The 16,710-nt window shown below is 36.5% G+C and carries 14 protein-coding genes; 12 read left to right on the top strand and 2 right to left on the bottom strand.

What is annotated here, in order from left to right; translation table 11 throughout:
• Positions 1–13 precede the first annotated feature (13 nt).
• The 5 genes from MHH96_RS02685 to MHH96_RS02665 all read left to right on the top strand — a co-directional run bounded on the left by MHH96_RS02685 (position 14) and on the right by MHH96_RS02665 (position 3,912).
• Positions 14–508 (top strand): PTS system mannose/fructose/N-acetylgalactosamine-transporter subunit IIB, encoded by a 495-nt coding sequence (locus MHH96_RS02685; protein WP_047942058.1) that lies wholly within the window; start codon positions 14–16, stop codon positions 506–508.
• 95 nt (positions 509–603) lie between these two features.
• A complete protein-coding gene (locus MHH96_RS02680) occupies positions 604–1,596 on the top strand; it encodes a D-isomer specific 2-hydroxyacid dehydrogenase family protein (protein ID WP_341116576.1) in 993 nt (330 codons plus the stop codon).
• Between the two features lie 40 nt (positions 1,597–1,636).
• On the top strand, positions 1,637–2,302 hold the full coding sequence (locus MHH96_RS02675) for an HAD-IA family hydrolase (RefSeq protein ID WP_186440631.1): 666 nt from the start codon (positions 1,637–1,639) through the stop codon (positions 2,300–2,302).
• Between the two features lie 37 nt (positions 2,303–2,339).
• Positions 2,340–3,263: a phosphoglycerate dehydrogenase gene (locus tag MHH96_RS02670; protein ID WP_047942060.1), complete on the top strand. Its 924-nt coding sequence runs from the start codon at positions 2,340–2,342 to the stop codon at positions 3,261–3,263.
• Positions 3,264–3,282: 19 nt separating this feature from the next.
• Positions 3,283–3,912, top strand: coding sequence for a bifunctional 2-keto-4-hydroxyglutarate aldolase/2-keto-3-deoxy-6-phosphogluconate aldolase (locus MHH96_RS02665; RefSeq protein WP_047942061.1), 630 nt, complete (start codon positions 3,283–3,285; stop codon positions 3,910–3,912).
• A 66-nt stretch (positions 3,913–3,978) separates the two neighbouring features.
• On the opposite strand, the gene MHH96_RS02660 is transcribed toward MHH96_RS02665, so the two are convergent.
• Both MHH96_RS02660 and MHH96_RS02655 read right to left on the bottom strand, forming a co-directional pair.
• On the bottom strand, positions 3,979–5,691 hold the full coding sequence (locus tag MHH96_RS02660) for a sensor histidine kinase (protein WP_341116574.1): 1,713 nt from the start codon (positions 5,689–5,691) through the stop codon (positions 3,979–3,981).
• On the bottom strand, positions 5,691–7,244 hold the full coding sequence (locus MHH96_RS02655; RefSeq protein WP_095322491.1) for a response regulator transcription factor: 1,554 nt from the start codon (positions 7,242–7,244) through the stop codon (positions 5,691–5,693). Before MHH96_RS02655 ends, MHH96_RS02660 begins: the two co-directional genes overlap by 1 nt.
• 216 nt (positions 7,245–7,460) lie before the next feature.
• Here MHH96_RS02655 and MHH96_RS02650 point away from each other — a divergent pair, with 216 nt between their 5' ends.
• The 7 genes from MHH96_RS02650 (at position 7,461) to MHH96_RS02620 (ending at position 16,624) form a co-directional block, all read left to right on the top strand.
• A complete protein-coding gene (locus MHH96_RS02650; RefSeq protein ID WP_047942067.1) occupies positions 7,461–9,134 on the top strand; it encodes a sugar ABC transporter substrate-binding protein in 1,674 nt (557 codons plus the stop codon).
• Positions 9,135–9,318: 184 nt separating this feature from the next.
• A complete protein-coding gene (locus MHH96_RS02645) occupies positions 9,319–10,188 on the top strand; it encodes an ABC transporter permease (protein ID WP_047942167.1) in 870 nt (289 codons plus the stop codon).
• A 13-nt stretch (positions 10,189–10,201) separates the two neighbouring features.
• On the top strand, positions 10,202–11,095 hold the full coding sequence (locus MHH96_RS02640) for a carbohydrate ABC transporter permease (RefSeq protein WP_047942069.1): 894 nt from the start codon (positions 10,202–10,204) through the stop codon (positions 11,093–11,095).
• A gap of 109 nt (positions 11,096–11,204) precedes the next feature.
• Positions 11,205–11,828 (top strand): YesL family protein, encoded by a 624-nt coding sequence (locus tag MHH96_RS02635; RefSeq protein ID WP_047942071.1) that lies wholly within the window; start codon positions 11,205–11,207, stop codon positions 11,826–11,828.
• A gap of 193 nt (positions 11,829–12,021) precedes the next feature.
• Positions 12,022–13,506: an aldehyde dehydrogenase family protein gene (locus tag MHH96_RS02630; protein WP_047942072.1), complete on the top strand. Its 1,485-nt coding sequence runs from the start codon at positions 12,022–12,024 to the stop codon at positions 13,504–13,506.
• A 206-nt stretch (positions 13,507–13,712) separates the two neighbouring features.
• Positions 13,713–14,243: a hypothetical protein gene (locus MHH96_RS02625; RefSeq protein ID WP_328282963.1), complete on the top strand. Its 531-nt coding sequence runs from the start codon at positions 13,713–13,715 to the stop codon at positions 14,241–14,243.
• A 380-nt stretch (positions 14,244–14,623) separates the two neighbouring features.
• Positions 14,624–16,624, top strand: coding sequence for a methyl-accepting chemotaxis protein (locus tag MHH96_RS02620; RefSeq protein ID WP_328282962.1), 2,001 nt, complete (start codon positions 14,624–14,626; stop codon positions 16,622–16,624).
• Positions 16,625–16,710 lie beyond the last annotated feature (86 nt).

Raw genomic sequence — 16,710 nt, 5'->3', positions numbered from 1 at the left:
AAAGGAGGCCAGCATGGGGAAAATCAATTTAGTAAGAGTAGATGATCGCTTAATTCATGGACAAGTAATGACAAAATGGTCAAAAGGTTTAGGGACTAATGCCCTTTATGTTATTGACAACGAAACAGCATCTGATGAATTTATGAAAGATATTTATATAAATACAAACTCTTCTTCTGGATTGAAGATTCAGGTATACAGCAATCAAGAAGTAGTTGAAAAATGGAATAGAGATCAGTTTGGAAAAGATAACGTTGTCCTACTTTTTAAATATATTGCTAGTGTGAAGGAAGTTGTGGAACAGGGGTTACCTGTTACTAGGCTGAATATAGGAGGCGTTTCAAAAAAGGGAGAGGCACAATTTGTTATCCCTACCGTTGCGTTAACAGAAACAGATGTTGATCATTTAAAGTCGTTAGATGCCAAAGGAATCGAAATATTTTTCCAAACGGTTCCAGACAGCAAAAAAGTTCCATTGATGGATGGGTTAAAAACGATTAAGAAATAGTTCTCAAGGAATGAAAGTACCGTTTTCTAAAAGGTGATTTCATTCCTTCCCCATATGTTCAGTAATGCACAATTTAAGCGGAAAGGAACAAAGCAATGGCAAACAAAATTGCAATTGTAAATTCAAGTAGTTTTGGAGAAAGATTCCCTGATCAAATAGAACGTCTTGCAAGCATTGGAGAGATAAAAAGATTTACCTTCCCTGTAAATATTTCGGGAAAAGAGCTAGCTGAAAAATTGCAGGGATTTACGATCATTATATCCAGCGTTACTCCTTTTTTTACGAGGGAATTCTTTGAACAAAAGGACGAAACACTGATTATTTCCCGACATGGGATTGGCTATAACAACATTGATATAGAAGCTGCAACAGAAAAAGGGACGATTGTGACCATTGTATCTGCATTAGTAGAAAGAGATGCTGTAGCGGAAAATGCAGTTACTAACCTCTTAGCAGTAGTGAGAAAAACATATCCAGCAGCAACGGCAGCAAGAGAAGGCCGTTGGGCAGATCGGGCTCAATTTGTTGGACATCAAATCAATGGGAAAACAGTTGGTGTAATTGGATTAGGGAATATAGGAAGCAGAGTTGGCGAGATTTTCAAGGATGGCTTTAATGCTAGATTACTAGCATATGACCCCTATCAAACAAAAGAGGAACTGGAACAAAAAGGTGCGGAAAGTGTTTCTTTAGAAGAATTATTAAAACAGTCCGATATTATTTCATTAAATGCATTTGTTAATGAGGAAAGCTACCATCTTCTGTCTGATCACGAATTTTCTTTAATGAAAGAAGGGGTGTATCTCACTAATACGGCACGTGGCGAATTGTGGGCGCAGGATGCTGTATTGCGGGCATTGGAGAGCGGCAAAATTGCAGGGCTCGCAACAGATGTTTTAGAAGGGGAACCAGTGGATAAAACCCATCCCTTTTTCCAATATGAAAATGTTCTGGTGACCCCGCACACTTCCGCCTATACAATGGAATGCTTAAGAGGAATGGGAGAGAAAGTAGTGTCAGACATAGAAAGAACGCTTAAAAAAGAGAGACCGGACAATGTGGTCAATGTGGAGTTGTTTCAAGGATGATTTTGTCCTAAGCGTTGTATTGATTGAAAGGAGAATTAGTTTGGAGATTCCATCGTTAGTTATTTTTGATATGGATGGTTTAATGTTTGATACGGAAAAGTTAGCCTATCAAGCGTGGCAAATGGCAGCTGCCCATTATGGCTTTTCTTTTGAAAGGACTCTATTTGAACAGTTTATCGGCATAACGAATCAAGATATTGTTCGAAAAATGGCTGATTATTATGGTCCAGATCAACCTGTGCAAGAGTGGCGGGCATATATGCGTTTAAAAAAGCATGAATTAGAATACTCGTTTAGTAGAGGACCTCATTTTAAAAAGCCAGGATTGGACGAATTACTTTCCTTTTTAAAGTCTCAGGGCATAAAGATGGCTGTAGCTTCATCAAGTGCGAGAGAAGTAATCCATCGATTTCTAACTTTATCAGACACACTTCCTTTCATTGATTTATATGTTTCGGGAGAGGAAGTACCAAGTGGAAAGCCAAGTCCTGATATTTTCCTTGAAGTTTGTACTCGATTAAAGGTGAGTCCGAAAGAGGCACTTGTATTGGAAGATTCCCCCGCTGGTATACAAGCGGCCTATCTTGCTGGTATTCCAGCAATTTTTATCCCTGATTTTGTGAAGGAAACAGCTATAATTCGTAAGCTTAAACCTAAAATTTTTCGGGATTTGGCGGAAGTTGAACAATATTTACGATTCGTATAATACCTAAAATTAGGAAACGAGAGGAGGAGGGAGACAAATGCCGAAAGTACTCATTACTCCCAGATCTTTTGGAAAATACAGTGAGGAGGCAAGCCGAATATTGACTGCTCATGGCTTTGAAGTGGTTACTAACCCATATGGTAGAATCATGACGGAAGAAGAAATGAAAAAAGAAATAGTGGATGTAGATGCAGTTATTGTTGGCGTGGATCCATTGAATGCTGATGTCCTAGCAGAGGCGAAACGGTTAAAGGTTATTTCAAAATATGGCGTTGGAACAGATAATATTGACGTCGACTATTGCAAAGTCAACAACATTCCAGTAACGATTACTCGAAATGCCAACGCTGACTCTGTTGCGGATTTTACTTTCGCTCTAATGTTAGCGATTGCGAGAAGAATAGTAGAAATCGATCAATCATGCCGTGTAATGGATTGGAGCAAAAAAACAAGTATTGGTATATACGGAAAAACACTTGGTGTGATTGGGACTGGTGCCATTGGAAAGGGCGTTATTAAGAGAGCCCATGGCTTTGACATGGATATTCTAGCTTACGATGTTTGCCCAGATAATGAGTTTGCTAAAAAATACAAGGTGACTTATGTGGAACTGGAACATCTTGTGAATGAAAGTGACTTTATAACTCTTCACTTACCAGCAACTCCAGAAACAACCAATCTATTTAGTGAGAAAGAATTCAGCATGATGAAGGAAACGGCTGTATTGGTCAACACAGCTCGTGGAGAACTGATTGATGAAGATGCCCTTTATAATGTTCTGCGGGATAAGAAAATTTGGGGAGCTGGAATAGATGTTTTCAAAAAGGAACCACCAGAAAAGAAGGAACTGCTGGAGCTGGATAATATGATTATCGGGTCACATGCTGCTGCCTCTAGTGTGGATGCAGTCAATAAAATGAGCTTAATGGCAGTTGAAAATATCCTTGCTAATTTTAAATAAAAGGAAAAGGTGATCTTTTATGGATAAAATAGAAGTTTTAGCAAAAATGAAAGAGGAAAAGATTGTAGCAGTAATTCGAGCGCAAAATATAGAACAAGGGCTGCATGTAAGTGAAGCGATCCGGCAAGGCGGCATTAAATTTTTAGAGTTAACCATGACAATTCCTGGCGCATTGGATGTGATCAAAAAACTAGCTGATAAATATGCAGGAGAGGATGTTATCGTTGGAGCTGGAACAGTATTAGATCCGGAAACAGCAAGACTTGCTATTTTGGCAGGAGCAAAATTTATAGTAGGACCAAATCTGTCCCCGGAAGTCATTACGATGTGCCACCGCTACAGAGTTGCTGTTATGCCTGGCGTTATGTCACCAACCGAAGCACTAACAGCAATAGAACTTGGTGCAGATGTTATCAAAGTATTCCCGGGTGGAGCCTTTGGACCAAGTATTGTGAAAGATTTTAAAGGACCTCTTCCTCAAGGGAACTTTATGCCAAGCGGCGGCGTTACTGTCGAAAACGCAGCTGAATGGATCAAAAATGGCGCCTATGCTATAGGAACAGGCTCCAGCCTAACAAAAGGAGCAGCCACAGGCGATTACGAAGCAGTAACCCGCGAAGCAGAAAAGTTTGTAGCGATTGTGAAGTAGAGAAGCAGATGGACGGTTCTTGTGCGGGCAATATCTTCCATAAAAAACCGTCCTCTGCCATATCATTTATAAAATCTTTGGTATTCGTACCTCTACCGTTGTCCCTTTTCCTAGCTTGCTAGTATAAGATAAACCATAGGCTTCCCCATAAGCCAACTTAATTCGATGATGAACATTCTGTACGCCATATCCTGCAGTTTTAGTAGTTAGAATGGTTTCTAGTATTTCTGGTTCCATGCCATTGCCGTTATCTGAAATAGTAAATAGGAGATCATTATCTGCCTGTTTTCCAATAATCGTTACTAATCCTCTCTCTCTATCTTCTTTATGGTCTATTCCGTGATTAATAGCATTTTCTACTAATGGTTGCAGTAGGAGGTTAATCATCGTATGTCCAAGAATTTGGTCGTCCACAATAATTGAAAGATCAAAGGAATTACTGTGCATCATCTGCTGTATTTTCATATAAGAAATCGTATTTTCTATCTCGTCTTTAACGGTAATCATATTTTTCCCTTTGTTTAAGGTAGTACGATAAAATGTAGAAAGGAGTTGTGCCATCTCGCTAATGTCTTCTTGCCCCACAAGGATAGCCTTACTATTTATCAGAGAAAGACTATTATAAAAAAAGTGTGGATTGATTTGTGCCTGTAATGCTTTCATTTCATATTCTTGCTGAGCAATTTTACTTTTATAAACTTCATTAATCATTTCTTGCAGATTGTGAACCATGTCTCCAAATTGTCCAATTACATCACCAATTTCATCTTGAGAGGAATGGGTCACAGTCACAGTTAAGTCTCCTTTTTCAATTTGCTTCATATTTGCTGCAAGCAACTCCAATGGACGAACAACAACCTTTGAAAGAAAAAAAATAGAAAGATAAAGAGTAAAGATACATAAGATAATAACGATAATTACCCAAGTCATAATAGGTGAAGTAGATTGAGATACGATATCAAATGGTCGAAATAAATAAGCTGTCCACTCGTTTGATTGAAATTTAGCACTTTTGTATACATATTCGTTTTTCAGCGATCCATTATTGATTTTGTTTAATAACTCGTCTACAGAGAGTGTATAAGATTGTTTATTTTTATTAAAGTTTTGATGATTGTAAACAGGTTGCTTTTTCTCATCCAGAATAATGAGTCCATAGGAATTCTCAAATAGGTTGGATAATGGATTAAAGAAAGATTGATAATGGATATTCATGTAGACAATATTTATATTATTTCCATTATAATCAAATATTTTACTAGCCATTTCAAAAGAGTTTTTATCAGAAGAAACGATTAAATGGGCGGAAGCATTTTTGATAACTTCCGGAAACCATTCTAATTTTTCTACATCTGTTAGAGGTCGAAGAAAGGTCCCATGTGGGAATAATGTATTGTTATTGCTATAAACTGTTATCCGATTGATATCGGTTTGTGAATTCTTTACATTGAAGATAAGTGGCTTGAGATGATTTCGATACATCGTATACATATCAAAGTTATTGTCATAATTAACGGTTAACCCGCTTTTTATATTTTGATTCCAAACAATTTGATTCAGGGCATCATTATAGGAATTAATTTTATAATCGAGACTGAGAATAGCCTGATGTAAGGTTTCTTCTAAAACTTCCTTTTCTCGATTGATTAATAGTTTTTGAATTTGAAAGTAGCAATAGCTTCCTAATGCAGTAACAGGCAATAAACTGGATAGAAGGCAGATTACCAATATTTTTCTTCGATATTTTAAATCTTTAAACCATTGGGATAGTTTATTCATTAATTCGTCTTCTCTTTCGTATTTCCATTTGATTGTCTGAATTTTTCAGGGCTTAGACCAAAACTCTCGCGGAAACTGCGGACAAAATAGGAAATATTCTGATATCCTACTTGCTTGCAAATATCATTGATTTTCATATTTGTATGAATTAGTAAGTTCTTGGCCGCATCCATTCGAACCTGTTTTATATATTTGTTGATCCCAGAACCGGTTTCTTGAATAAATACATCACTTAAATAACGCGGTGATAAGTATACTTTATCAGCAAGAATATTCAGGCTTAAGTCTTCAGCATAATGTTCATGGATATATTGCATTACAATATGAATGACATGTTTAGGTGACTTTTCCTTTTTCTCTAGGAAGGATAAGACACCCCTTTTTACTTCTTCTATTATTTGTTCTATTTCTGAAAAATGAGTGCATTTATAAATAGCTGATATTTTTTTATTTAATATCGTTTCTTTGTACTCCGGTAGGGCATTACATAAAATCTGAAGCAATCGTGAAAATAAATAACGTACATAAATATGCGATATTTGTTTTTTGCTATGATATTTTTGAAAAAGGGCATCTATGCTAATTCGAAAGCTAAATGTATCTACATATTGAATGGCATTCTGTATCGATAGCAGAAAATTTTCATCCTGCTCTAAATATTCCTCTTGTTCAAACTTTCCACATTCAATCGGATAAAGATAGTTATCTTTATAGAAAAATCGATCTTCTAAATAAAATTCGATTTGTTTAAATCGTTCAGGAATTTTTTCTGGGGCTTCTACTTCTTCACTAATAGAAAAATAACCATGTATCCCAAGAGCGGAGTGAATCTGCTGATGAATATTCTTGGCAATTAATCTTATTTCTGTATGCTCTATCGGCTTCTTTAATAAGAGTAATAATTGATAGGGATTTAGATGAAGATAGTCAAAAGACATTCCTTCCATACATTGCTTGATTTGTGTGAAAAGGAGGGAGGTCTCTTCTTTGAGCAATTTATCAAATAAAGGTTCTTCAAATTGCATAAGTATCATTCGGCTGTATGCATATAAATAATCCATATCTATGAAAGGGTATTCATTTTTTAATATATCTATGGAAGTGCCATTCAATAATCGATACAATAGATGGTTTTTAAGGAAAGCAATATTCGATTTTTCTCTCTTCAGCTCCTGATTTCGTTGTTCCATATTTTTGATAACAGATGCTATCGTTTGTTTTAATTCATTTGGATTAACTGGTTTTAATATATAGTCAACGGCTCGCAGCGACAAAGCATTTTTGACAAAATCGAAATCGTCATGGCCGCTAAAAAAGATAAGTTGGATATTGGGATTTATCGATTTGGCCACTTTAGCTAAATCTATGCCATTGACAAAAGGCATTTTCACATCTGTAAATAAGATATCAATTGATTCTTTCTCTAATAAGTGGATGGCATCTTTTCCATTAGCTGCTTCTACTATATCGAGTTGAAATTGAAATTTATCAAGAAGAAACCGAATAACGCTACGTTCGTCCTTTTCATCATCTGCTATTAATATACGATGCATAGTAATACCTCCTGACTAAAATTCTAGTTGATTATAACATATTGTCTTTTTTTTTAATGATCAACAGAAAAATTTCCGGAAAAAAGTACATGAAAACGGTTTATTTAATATATTCATCTCTTTGTTAATCCAGTAAACTTTAACTATATTTTGGTAACATGTAAGATTCCTTAAAAAACTTGTTTTTAACTTATATAAAAAGGGGGAGGACATTTTATGAAATACAAAACATTTTGTAAGCGTGCGGCATTTGGATTAATGGCAGCTTCATTAACACTGTCATTAACTGCATGTATGGATAATTCTTCATCTAGTGAGAGTGTGACAGAAGATGGGAAAACTATTATTAAGATGGGGAGAGTAACCGCAGCCAATTCTAAATTGCCTGAAGGAGACACCTATGAAAACAATGCATACACAAGATTAGTAGAAGAGAAACTAGATGCTAAAATAGTGGATCAATTCGAAGCAGAAGGTGAGGACTATAATCGACAAGTAGCACTTGCAATCGCCTCAGGTGAGTTACCAGATATGATGCGTGTAGATAGTCGTGAAGAACTAAAAGAGCTAGTGGAAAATGACCTAATTGCTGACTTGACAGAAGTATATGATAAAAATGCAAGCGATTTCATAAAAGGGGTTTATGGTACGTATGATAACAAAACGCTAGAAGATGCAACATTTGATGGAAAATTGATGGCTATTCCAGGTACAATTGGCGATTCTGCACCAAATATAGTGTGGATTAGGAAAGATTGGGTGGAAAAGTTAGGTATTAAATTAGATGCAGATGGAGATAGACAAATTACTTTAGATGAGTTAGAGAGCACAGCAAAGGCATTTGTCGATAATGATCCAGGTGCTACAGGAAAGCCAGTGGGTATACCTTTTGCTTCTTGGTTAAATGCAGGTGATTACGGGGGAAGCGGCATGAATATGACTAGCATTGCCGGAGTGTTCAATGCTCATCCTCGAATGTGGTTAGAAGATAATAAAGGAAATATTGTCAATGGTTCTACAACTGAAGAGACGAAACAAGCATTAGGGGTAATGGCAGATTGGTTTAAAAAAGGTATCATAGATCCTCAGTTTGGAACAAGAACATGGGATGATATTATGGCGCTTGTTACAAATGGTCAAACTGGGATAGTTACGGGACCATGGCATATACCAGATTGGGGATTATCAACAGTAAGGGGAATGGATAAGAATGCTGAGTTTGCCGCTTATGGAATAAAAGGGGAAAACGGAAAAGTGAATGTATTTCATAGTAACCCAACAGGTCAATTTATTGTTGTCCGAAAGGATTATGAGCATCCAGAATTAGCAATAAAAATTTTAAACTTATTCTATGATGAAATTGTAAATGCGGATGACTTACAGAAAGATTATCCAGAAATCTATAAATATGGCGAGTTAGCAGTGGACGGTTCCACAAGGCCATTTAATATCGAAGTTTATAAATCCACCAATATTATAGATGAATATAAATATATTCAAGAAGCAGTGGAAGGGAAAATTTCCATAGATGATATTCCTACTGCTGGTTTAAAAATTGACACGGAAAGTATAATGGCATATCAGAATGATCCAGAAGGAGCAGGGACTTCCGAGTGGGCAAAATATCATTCTAGAATGCTCGGAATGAGTTTGATTGATAAATTCACAAAAGAAGAGCAATTCAATTGGACTACTCCAGTATTTTTCGGTAACACCCCAACTATGGAGAAAAAGGGTGCTAATCTTTTGAAACTAGAAGAAGAAGATTTTATTAAAATTGTAACAGGTAATAAACCGTTAGATTATTTTGATACATTTGTAGCTAATTGGAAGAAACAAGGAGGAGACGAAATAGCTGCTGAGATAAAAGAAGAGTTAGCTGATAAATAATATAAATTTAAAGCTGTTCTAATCATGGAATCCTTCTGTTAAGAAGGAAAGATATTATTAGAACAGCTGAATGGTAGGGAGGAATAATATGTTTCAGCAGCCGCATTTGAAAATAGAAAATGGTAAAAATTCATTACCTAGCGCCAAAAGGAAAAAATCAAAAAGAATAGTAACGAAAGAAGAGATGTTTTATCATTCGATGTTGCTTCCTGGGATGATTTTTTTGATTATCTTTACGTTTGTTCCAATGTTTGGGGTAATCATGGCATTCCAGGATTATGTACCCGCAAAAGGAATAATGGCTTCAGAATTTGTAGGCTTCGAACATTTCAAGTATATGTTCTCTTTACCTGATATTGGGAAACTATTCAGAAATACAATTGTTATCGCTATTGGAAAAATCGTTTTAGGATCTCTGTTGGCTATTGTTTTTGCCATTTTATTAAATGAAGTCAGATTGAAACTGCTGAAAAAATCTATTCAAACAATTGTTTACTTACCACACTTTCTTTCATGGGTGGTACTAGCATCTGTGGTTGTTAATATGTTCAGCTTAGATGGAACAATCAATCAGCTTCTAGCCTTTTTTGGCATAGATAAGCAGAATTTCCTTGGAAGTAATAAACTATTTCAACCATTGCTGATAGGGACAGACGTATGGAAAGAGTTTGGTTTTAATTCGATTGTTTATTTGGCGGCATTAACTGCTATTGATCCTGGGCTTCATGAGGCAGCAAGCATAGATGGAGCGAATTGGTGGAAACGCATCTGGAACATTACCCTTCCAGGTATGCTGCCAATTATCCTGTTGTTGGCCGTATTAAGTTTGCCTAACGTTTTAAATGCTGGATTTGACCAAGTGTATAATCTCTATTCCCCAATGGTATATGAATCAGGTGATATATTGGATACTTATGTCTACCGAGTGGGATTAATAGGGCGAGAATATAGCTTTGGTACTGCAGTAGGTTTATTTAAATCGGTAATTGGAATTATCCTGATTCTATCAGCAAATAATGCAGCAAAAAAATATACGGATCGCAAATTATTTTAGGAGGGGAGAACATATGATAGAAAATAAGAGCTTTTCTGCAAAATGTGGCAGATTAACTATTTATGCAATCGTTATTTTCCTTGCCCTTACTTGTTTGCTTCCATTGTGGAATATTGTAGCGATATCATTTAGCGGAGGCGATGCAGTAGCTAGTAATAAGGTTGGTCTAACACCAATTAATACGACCTTAGAGGCATATAAAATGATTATGGATGATAGTCAATTTTGGCGCTCCTTTGGTATTTCCATTCAGAGGGTAATTTTGTCCTTGGTTATTAACATGGTATTAATTGTTACAATGGCCTATCCTCTTTCAAAAACCAAAAGAGAATTTAGAGGCAGAGGAATCTATATGAATCTGCTTATTTTTGCCATGCTGTTTAATGGTGGAATGATTCCAACCTATTTGGTTGTGAAAAACCTTGATATGTTGAATACGATTTGGGCACTAGTTCTTCCAGGAGCTGTTCAGGTTTTCAGCATTATCCTTGTAATGAACTTTTTTATCGGCGTTCCCAAATCACTAGAGGAAGCAGCAATTATGGATGGTGCCAACCCATTGCAGGTACTTATTAAAGTATATATACCGATATCGATGCCTGCTTTGGCGACAGTTGCTCTATTTAGTATCGTCGGAAACTGGAACGACTTTTTCTCAGGGTTGATTTATATGACAAAAGTAACTAATTATCCATTAATGACATATATCCAGTCATTGACAATCAGTATTGAGGAAATGCTAAAAGCTGGAGCAACTTCAAGTGACCTAGCAAATGCAGGAGAAGTATCTAACAAGAATCTTAATGCAGCAAAAATTGTTGTTTCATGTGTTCCTTTGCTATTAATCTACCCAATCCTTCAAAAATACTTTATCACTGGTATTGTAGTAGGTTCAGTGAAAGAATAGCCTTATTGATTTGATTAAAAGAAAAAAGTAATAAGGTTATCGGTTTCATTGATTCTTGTAGTTTTAATGAAACCGATAACCTCTGATCTTTGGAAGGGAAGGATTTACAGTGAACAATATTTTTGAATGGAACGGACCCTTTTATCGATTTTTAGAAAAAATAGTTAATTTATTCCTACTAAATGCTCTATTTCTCCTTTCTTGTTTGCCTATTGTCACAATAGGATCTGCACTAACAGCTATGTATTCGATAACAATAAAAATGGCTAAAAATGAAGATGTATCAATCGTTAAAGCATATGCCGCTGCCTTTCACAAAAACTTTAAACAGTGTACGATCATATGGTTGATTTTATTAGCAGCCGGCATTATTTTGTATATGGATTACTATTACCTGAATCAATATACAGGAAACTTAGTTTTTCTTGTTAAGATAAGTCTAGGACTTTTTTCTTTTGCTTATATAATATTGTTTAGCTTTATATTTCCTTATGTTGCAAGATTTAAAGATTCAGTAAAGGATTCAATCATTAACACTTGGAAAATAGCACTAGTTCACCCTTTTAAGACAATTTCCGTCCTAATGGTTACTGGGACTCCTATTATAACTTTGGGAATATCAGTCTATTCCTTTTTCTTTCTTTTATACTTTAGTCTATTTATTGGTTTTTCCTTATTTGCTTATATAACTACCTTTATCATTCTCAATATTTATGAAGGATATGAGAGGTGAAGAGGGAATAATCCCTCTTTTTCGCCGCCCTTGTCGTTACTTGTCAAATGCCGTCAAACATGTCAAAAACCCTCGAAATATTTCTTCTTTTATTAGTTGTATCTCTATTTCCACAGTGTTAACATTATTTTGTAAGCGTTTTCCATTATTAGTGCCTGACCATTAAATTATCTACTTTTTAAGGAGGAATTCGATGAACCAACAGACTGTAGTTTTGAAAGAAAAGGTTGGAAAGTTCCTAAGTGGTAAGAAAAAGTTATTTATTAATGGTGAATTTGTGGAGAGTCAAACACAAAAAACATTCGACAGTTATAATCCAGCGACAGATGAGGTTTTGGCAAGTGTATATGAAGCAGGTCCAGAAGATATTGATTTAGCGGTGAAAGCGGCACGGAAAGCTTTCGACGAAGGACCTTGGTCAAAAATGAGTGCTTCGGAGCGCAGTCGTCTTATGTACATACTGGCCGATTTGATGGAGAAAAACAGTGCGGAGCTTGCCCAATTAGAAACGTTAGATAATGGGAAACCGATTCGCGAAACAACTAATGCGGATATTCCATTAGCCATTGAGCATATGCGCTATTATGCGGGTTGGTGTACAAAAATTACAGGACAAACGATTCCAGTTAATGGTCCATACTTTAATTATACACGCCATGAAGCAGTGGGAGTAGTTGGGCAGATTATCCCTTGGAACTTCCCGCTGTTAATGGCAATGTGGAAGCTCGGAGCGGCTCTTGCAACCGGATGTACAGTGGTATTAAAACCAGCTGAGCAAACGCCGTTATCTGCTCTTTATTTAGCAGAATTAATCCAGGAAGCGGGGTTCCCGGATGGGGTTGTGAACATTGTTCCTGGATTTGGGGAAACAGCTGGCCAGCCGCTAGTTGATCACCCTTTAGTAGATAAAATTGCTTTTACTGGTTCTACGGAAGTTGGAAAAATGATTATGGCGAATGCCTCTAAAACATTGAAAAGAGTTACATTGGAGCTTGGTGGGAAATCACCGAACATTATCCTGCCAGATGCAGATTTAACAAAAGCTATTCCAGGTGCATTTAATGGTGTTATGTTCAACCAAGGACAGGTATGCTGTGCCGGATCTAGAGTTTTTATTCAAAAGAAACATTTTGATAATGTCGTTGCCGATATGGCAGATCAAGCGAAAAAAATGAAGCAAGGTGCTGGTATCCACGCTGATACAGAAATTGGACCGCTTGTTTCTGCTGAACAGCAACAACGAGTTCTTGGTTATATTGAAAGAGGGTTAAACGAAGGCGCGCAGCTAGTCGCAGGTGGTTTTAATCCACGTGAGGAAGGATACTTTGTTTCCCCAACTGTTTTTGCCGATGTACGAGATGAGATGACGATTGCCAAGGAAGAAATTTTTGGACCTGTTATTTCGGCAATGCCATATGACGATTTAGATGAGCTGATTAAACGTGCAAATAACAGTGAATATGGCTTAGCAGCAGGCGTCTGGACGAGAGATGTTGCTAATGCCCACTACATCGCCAGCAAACTCCGCGCAGGAACAGTTTGGGTCAACTGCTACAATACATTCGATGCAGCCTCTCCATTCGGCGGATACAAACAATCAGGGATCGGCCGTGAAATGGGCTCCTATGCCCTAAACAACTACACAGAAGTAAAGAGTGTATGGGTTTCTATGCAATAAGGGAATCGGAGGGACGGTTCTTATTGCTTTTTAATCGCATGATATAGCAAGTAGTGGCTGACGCAAAAGTCGTTTAAGAACAACTTTTGAAGTCAGCTTCTTTTTGTTCATATACTAGGATTAATGGAAAGAGTACTCTGTATAAATGTGTATTTCATTTTCACGAGACATAGTAATAAGGAAGGAAGAAGGGAGGGCAACATGTAATGAAGAACATTCTTTTGATAGTCATGCTAGCTCTGACCATTTTTGTTATTTACCTTATTGCGATGCATCCAAATCCAACTAAAACTGTCTTTATTCCTCCTACATCATCTTTGGAAGAAAGGGTATGTGAAGAAGTATCGGAACAATTTGGTGATTGCAAACGAATCCTGTTGTTTGATGCGCAGTCCCGTATCGTTTTTGCGGAAAATAGGTCGGGGATTGTTCCTGTACTTACTAATAAAGAATTTACTGACTTTCAAAAAATTATTTATCCTATAATAGAATTTCAGGAGTTTCAAGAAGAGAGACAAGAGAGAGGTTCTATTACCTGGCAGGCAAATAATAAGCTCGAAAAGAATTTTTCCATTATTTATGGATTTGCCGAAGATAACGCCAAAACCATCATTATTACTAGTGAGGGCAATATCCAGCCAAATAAGTTTTTCCTTCAAGATAACCTCTGGGTATGGTATGCGACTTTCCCGAAGGATAATGTTAAACTGCCAGTTGAAGTAGATGCTTATGAATAAATGGAATCGTAGGGACAGTCTTTTTGCTTCCCTTATTAAAGATTAAAGAAGCTTAGGAGTCTTCCTATGCTTCTTTTTTGGTTTACTTAGGGACATTTCTCGCGATTGATGAATGTCGGGCCAAAGCTAATATGAAAGTAATTTTTCATTCAGGGAAGTAATATCATCGAGAAGAGAATAAGCGTTATATGGTTGAATGTTTCTCGAAAATAATAGGGAATAGGTGGAACAGCCTCTCTGAAGACTAATTCGGTAGAAAAATGTCGAAAACGGTTGTCGAAAGTATTGATATACGTCAAATTTTGTCGATATGTATATTAAGCAGTATAGTTATATGTTTTATGATACTAAATAGAGATGCATAAAGGAGACGAGGAAGGATGAAAAAAAGTAAAGACAGATCGATTAAAACAAAATTTATTTTGTATTTTTTATTAATTGGTCTTATACCAGTAATAATAGCTTCTAGTATTATTTATTATGTAAGTAGTAATAATGCGTTAAACAAGGAAGAGGAATGGCTTGGTAATCAAACAGCTTCTACTGTTGAAAACATGGAGGAATGGATTCAAAAACGTTTGGATGAGTTAACGCTTATTTCGAAATCAGATACGATTATTAATGGAGATCTTGCAGCTCGCAGTAAACAAATTAATATAGTTAAAGAGCAAGATCCAACTTATGAATCAGTTGTAGTTATCGGAAAAAATGGGATGGTGGAAGCACATACAGACCCTAGTCTAGTTGGTAAACTAGACTTATCAAAAAGAGATTATTTTATTAAAGGGATAAAAGGAGAACAAAGTGTTTCGAATGTACTTGTATCCAATTCAACAGGGAATCGGGTTCTTGCAATAGCCACTCCGATTATAAATGCCAATAAAGAAGTAGTGGGAGTTGTATCTGCTACCGTTAACTTTGAAAGTCTTATAAAGCAATTTTTCCAAAATGAGACTTCTCAAAATAGTAGCACATATCCTGTTTTAATTGATAGTAATGATATCATCCAATATTATCCTAATGCAGATTTAATCGGTAAGACAATTAAGGAAGCAGGATTTTCCCAAAAAGTAATGGATATATTTGAGGAGGGAAAAACAGCCAGTGGTAATAAGAACGCAAATGTTAACGGAGAAGAAGAACTAGTTACTTATGCTCCACTAAAAAGTGCTGGTTTAGGGATTTATTTATTTACTTCCTTCGATGATATATTACAAGTTACAAAGAGTATAAAGAGTATTACTATTATTATTATAGCAGTGGTTTCTGTGCTGATAATTGGTGTAGCAATTTGGATTGCAAACGGGATGACAAAACCAATCCGAAATATTGTTGCTCAGCTTCGTTTAGTTGCAGCGGGAGATCTTACAAGCAAGGATGTAGCTGTTCACTCTAGAGATGAAATTGGCCAGTTGGCGGAAAATACGAATTCGATGAAACATAGCTTGCGGGAATTGATTAAACAGTTGAAGGAAAGCTCTGAACATACAGCAGAAACATCTGCGCAATTGGCTGTGAGTGCAGATCAATCCAATCAAACAAGTGTAGCAATAACGGAATCGATTCAAACTGTTGCTGAAGGAGCAGCCGATCAGGCGGAAATGGTGACCGAAAGCACAGAAGCGCTTGATGAAGTGGCACAAGGAGTACAGCAAATTGCAGAGGCTTCGGCGACTATTTCTGAAAAGGCGAGCTCAACATTGAATAAAGCCCAAACTGGTAAGGAATCTGTTGAAAAAAATATTACCCAGATGAATACAATTCAACAATCGGTTCAAAACTCAGATGAATTGACGAAATCACTTATTGTAAGATCACAGGATATTGTAAAAATATTGGAAGTTATTACTTCTATAGCTGATCAAACAAATCTGCTTGCGCTTAATGCGGCAATTGAAGCAGCTAGAGCTGGAGAGCATGGGAAAGGATTTGCAGTAGTTGCCGATGAAGTTCGGAAACTGGCAGAAGAATCACAGCGTTCTTCTCAAGAAATTGCTGGGATAGTAACGAAAATTCAAGGGGAGATTAAACAAACGAGCGAATCAATGAATGCAGTCATGGATGAAGTTCAAAGCGGTGTATTGATTGCTAATAATTCAAGAGAACTATTTATGGAAATCTTAGAATTGACATATGAAGTTTCTGATAATATTACCAATATGTCTGCCACTTCAGAAGAGATTTCAGCAGGCGCAGAAGAGGTATCTGCTTCCTTTAATCAAATCTCTACTATTACTAAGAACACAAAGGCAAGCACACAAGAAGTTGCCGCAGCCTCAGAAGAACAACTAGCAGGAATAGAGGAAATTTCCTCAGCTGCCCAAAGCCTCAAAAACTTAGCAGCTGAATTAGAAAAAACGATCACAAAATTTACAATATAGGAAAAAAAGGGGACGGTTCTCATCCGTCCCTTTTTTTATACTCTTTATGAAGGAAGCAGGAGAATCTCACTTTTGGGACTTTGATG

It is taken from the genome of Niallia sp. FSL K6-0212 (genome assembly GCF_038007605.1).
Lineage (GTDB): Bacteria > Bacillota > Bacilli > Bacillales > Cytobacillaceae > Niallia > Niallia circulans.
The sequence above is the reverse complement of the archived record's forward strand: the minus strand, read 5'-3'. Positions and strand labels throughout refer to the sequence as shown.

Excerpts from the sequence above, each read along its gene's own strand:
- MHH96_RS02645 (WP_047942167.1), top strand. The coding sequence starts at position 9,319 with ATGTTTTATCATTCGATGTTGCTTCCTGGGATGATTTTTTTGATTATC.
- MHH96_RS02625 (WP_328282963.1), top strand. The coding sequence starts at position 13,713 with ATGAAGAACATTCTTTTGATAGTCATGCTAGCTCTGACCATTTTTGTT.
- MHH96_RS02660 (WP_341116574.1), bottom strand. The coding sequence starts at position 5,691 with ATGAATAAACTATCCCAATGGTTTAAAGATTTAAAATATCGAAGAAAA.
- MHH96_RS02650 (WP_047942067.1), top strand. The coding sequence starts at position 7,461 with ATGAAATACAAAACATTTTGTAAGCGTGCGGCATTTGGATTAATGGCA.
- MHH96_RS02665 (WP_047942061.1), top strand. The coding sequence starts at position 3,283 with ATGGATAAAATAGAAGTTTTAGCAAAAATGAAAGAGGAAAAGATTGTA.
- MHH96_RS02620 (WP_328282962.1), top strand. The coding sequence starts at position 14,624 with ATGAAAAAAAGTAAAGACAGATCGATTAAAACAAAATTTATTTTGTAT.
- MHH96_RS02670 (WP_047942060.1), top strand. The coding sequence starts at position 2,340 with ATGCCGAAAGTACTCATTACTCCCAGATCTTTTGGAAAATACAGTGAG.
- MHH96_RS02630 (WP_047942072.1), top strand. The coding sequence starts at position 12,022 with ATGAACCAACAGACTGTAGTTTTGAAAGAAAAGGTTGGAAAGTTCCTA.
- MHH96_RS02685 (WP_047942058.1), top strand. The coding sequence starts at position 14 with ATGGGGAAAATCAATTTAGTAAGAGTAGATGATCGCTTAATTCATGGA.
- MHH96_RS02655 (WP_095322491.1), bottom strand. The coding sequence starts at position 7,244 with ATGCATCGTATATTAATAGCAGATGATGAAAAGGACGAACGTAGCGTT.
- MHH96_RS02680 (WP_341116576.1), top strand. The coding sequence starts at position 604 with ATGGCAAACAAAATTGCAATTGTAAATTCAAGTAGTTTTGGAGAAAGA.
- MHH96_RS02640 (WP_047942069.1), top strand. The coding sequence starts at position 10,202 with ATGATAGAAAATAAGAGCTTTTCTGCAAAATGTGGCAGATTAACTATT.